Origin of the sequence: Cellulomonas septica, assembly GCF_012396155.1 — a bacterium.
Classification (GTDB): domain Bacteria; phylum Actinomycetota; class Actinomycetes; order Actinomycetales; family Cellulomonadaceae; genus Cellulomonas; species Cellulomonas septica.
The window spans coordinates 1-3,328 of record NZ_JAAXOY010000392.1; the positions used below are offsets into that span (position 1 = coordinate 1).

2 protein-coding genes are annotated in these 3,328 nt (G+C 72.4%); one reads left to right on the forward strand and one right to left on the reverse strand.

Annotation, left to right across the window (positions count from 1 at the left end; genetic code table 11):
* The first annotated feature begins 19 nt into the window (after positions 1–19).
* Complete coding sequence (locus HGA02_RS13755) at positions 20–2,524, forward strand: sodium-translocating pyrophosphatase (protein WP_168679478.1); 2,505 nt, start codon at positions 20–22, stop codon at positions 2,522–2,524.
* A 90-nt stretch (positions 2,525–2,614) separates the two neighbouring features.
* Here HGA02_RS13755 and HGA02_RS13760 read toward each other — a convergent pair.
* Positions 2,615–3,328 (reverse strand): sensor histidine kinase (locus tag HGA02_RS13760; RefSeq protein ID WP_246247803.1); only part of this gene is annotated, 714 nt, incomplete at its 5' end.

Below are 3,328 nucleotides of genomic sequence, written 5' to 3' on the forward strand. Positions count from 1 at the left end.
CGCCGCCGTCGTCGCCCTCCTGTCCGGGTGCGCCGGCACCACCTCCACCGACGCCGCCGACGGCACGCCGCACGGCGGCGAGGCCGGCCTCGCCCTCCCCGACCTCGGGACCGTCACGATCGCCGGGCTGCCCGGTCGCGTCTGGCTCGGCGTCGGCCTCGTCGTGTGCGCGCTGGGGCTCGCGTTCGGCGTGACCGTCGTCGCGCAGCTCAAGCGGCTGCCGGTGCACGGGTCGATGCGGGCCGTGTCCGAGCTCATCTACACGACCTGCAAGGCGTACCTCGTGCAGCAGGGACGCTTCCTGCTCGTGCTGTGGGGCTTCATCGCCGCCGTGATCGTCGTCTACTACCGCGTCCTCGTCGGGTTCGACTGGGGACGCGTCGCGGTCGTCATCGCGTTCAGCCTGGTCGGCATGGCCGGGTCGTACTCGGTCGCGTGGTTCGGCATCCGCGTCAACACCTACGCGAACTCCCGCACGGCGTTCGCCGCGCTGCGGGGGCGCGCCCTGCCGCTGCACCGGATCCCCCTGCGGTCCGGCATGGCGATCGGCATGGTGCTCATCAGCCTCGAGCTCGCGATCATGCTGGTCATCCTGCTGTTCCTGCCCCGCGACCTCGCGGGCGCGTGCTTCATCGGGTTCGCGGTCGGCGAGTCGCTCGGGGCCGCGGCGCTGCGCATCGCGGGCGGCATCTTCACGAAGATCGCCGACATCGGCTCCGACCTCATGAAGATCGCGTTCAAGATCAAGGAGGACGACGCCCGCAACCCTGGCGTGATCGCCGACTGCACGGGCGACAACGCGGGTGACTCGGTCGGCCCGAGCGCCGACGGGTTCGAGACGTACGGCGTCACCGGCGTCGCGCTCGTGACCTTCGTGCTGCTCGGCGTCCCCGACCCGGGCGTCCAGGCCGCGCTGCTCGTCTGGATCTTCGTCGTGCGCGCCGTGATGATCGCCGCGTCCGGCGTCTCCTACACCGTCAACGACCTGTGGGCGTCGCGCCGGTACGCGGGTGCCGAGCGCATGGACTTCGAGAAGCCGCTCACGTCGCTCGTGTGGCTGACGTCGGCCGTCTGCATCGCCGCGACCTTCGCGACGACGTGGCTCGTCCTCGCCGACGGCACGCCGGGCCTGTGGTGGAAGCTCGCGACGATCATCTCCTGCGGCACGCTGGCCGGTGCGCTCATCCCCGAGCTCGTCAAGGTGTTCACCAGCACCGGCAGCCGGCACACGCGCGAGGTCGTCGCGTCGTCCCGCGAGGGCGGCCCGTCGCTCAACATCCTGTCCGGCCTGGTCGCGGGCAACTTCTCCGCCTACTGGCTCGGCATGGCCATCGTCGTGCTCATGGGCGCCGCGTACCTGGTGAGCGAGCTCGGGCTCGCCGACGTCATGCACGCGCCCGCGGTGTTCGCGTTCGGGCTCGTCGCGTTCGGGTTCCTCGGCATGGGTCCCGTGACCATCGCCGTCGACTCCTACGGCCCGGTCACCGACAACGCGCAGAGCGTCTACGAGCTGTCGGGCATCGAGCAGGCCGACGAGGACGCGCTGGCCGAGGAGCTCGGCGGCGCACCGGCGTGGCAGCACGCGAAGCAGCTGCTCGAGGAGAACGACGGCGCGGGCAACACGTTCAAGGCGACCGCCAAGCCCGTGCTCATCGGCACGGCCGTCGTCGGCGCCACCACGATGATCTTCTCGATCATCATGGGCCTCACCGACGGGCTCACGACGGGCCTCGAGAACCTGTCGCTGCTGCACCCGCCGTTCCTGCTCGGCCTCGTCGCGGGCGGCTCGGTCATCTACTGGTTCACCGGCGCCTCCACGCAGGCCGTCACGACCGGCGCGTACCGGGCCGTCGAGTTCATCCGCACGCACATCCGCCTCGACGGCACCGCCGCGGCCAGCGAGGCCGACTCGCGCCGCGTCGTCGAGATCTGCACCCAGTACGCGCAGCGCGGCATGCTCACGATGTTCCTCGGCGTGTTCTTCGCGACCCTCGCGTTCGCGTTCGTCGAGCCGTACCTGTTCGTCGGCTACCTCGTCTCCATCGCGCTGTTCGGCCTCTACCAGGCGATCTTCATGGCCAACGCGGGCGGCGCCTGGGACAACGCGAAGAAGATCGTCGAGACCGAGCTGCACGCGAACGGCACCCCGCTGCACGACGCGACCGTCGTCGGCGACACCGTCGGCGACCCGTTCAAGGACACCTCCTCGGTCGCGCTCAACCCGGTCATCAAGTTCACGACGCTCTTCGGCCTCCTCGCCGTCGACCTCGCCGTGCAGCTGTCCGGGCAGGGCCGGCACGCGCTCGTGCTCGTGCTCGCCGCGGTCTTCTTCCTCACCTCGACCTACTTCGTGCACCGGTCCTTCTACGGGATGCGCATCGAGTCGCGCGCGACACCGGTCGATCCCGCGGCAGACGGCAGCGGCTCGACCTCGGGCGAGGTCACGACCCCGGACGACGAGCCCGCCGGCCTGCTCCCGCAGCAGGCGAACCCCGTCGACGACGCGGTCCCGACCCGCGTCTGACCCCACGCCCCCGGACCGGACGCGGAAGCCGACCCCCGTCCGGTCCGGGCCTGCCTCGCCGGAGGGCGGCTCGCCGCGGAGCGCGAGGGGTCAGCGCGGCAGCCGGACCTCCGCACGCAGACCGCCGAGGTGCGCGTCGGCCAGGACCACGTCGCCGCCCTGCTCGCGGGCCATCTCCCGGGCGATGGCGAGGCCCAGGCCGCTGCCGCCCGCCTCGCGCTCGCGTGCGTCGTCCAGTCGCACGAAGCGTTCGAACACCCGCTCGCGGTCGTCGGCGGGGATGCCCGTCCCGTCGTCCTCGACGACCACCGACCCGTCGGCGACCGTCATGACGACGCGCGACGCGGCGTGCCGCAGCGCGTTCCCGACGAGGTTGCGCACGACCCGGCCGGTCGCGACGGCGTCGCAGCGCGCGTGCCCGGACCCGCGCACCTCGACGACGACCGCGGACGACGTCCCGGTCTCGCCGTCGACCACGTCGGCCACGAGCGCGGCCAGGTCGACGTCCTCGGTGCGCAGCGGTGCGGATCCGACCCGCGCGAGCAGCAGGAGGTCGTCGACGAGCGACTGCATGCGCGCCGCCTCGCGCTCGGCGTCGGCGACGACCTCGGCCTGCGGGTAGGCGTCGGGGTGGGCGCGCGCGACGTCGAGGGTCGCGCGCAGCGAGGCGAGCGGTGACCGGAGCTCGTGGGCCGCGTCGGCGACGAAGGACCGCTGCCGCGCGGCGCTCGTCTCCAGGCGGTCGAGCATGTCGTTGAGCGTGCGGGCCAGCGCGGCGAGCTCGTCGTCGACCGGGGGCACGGG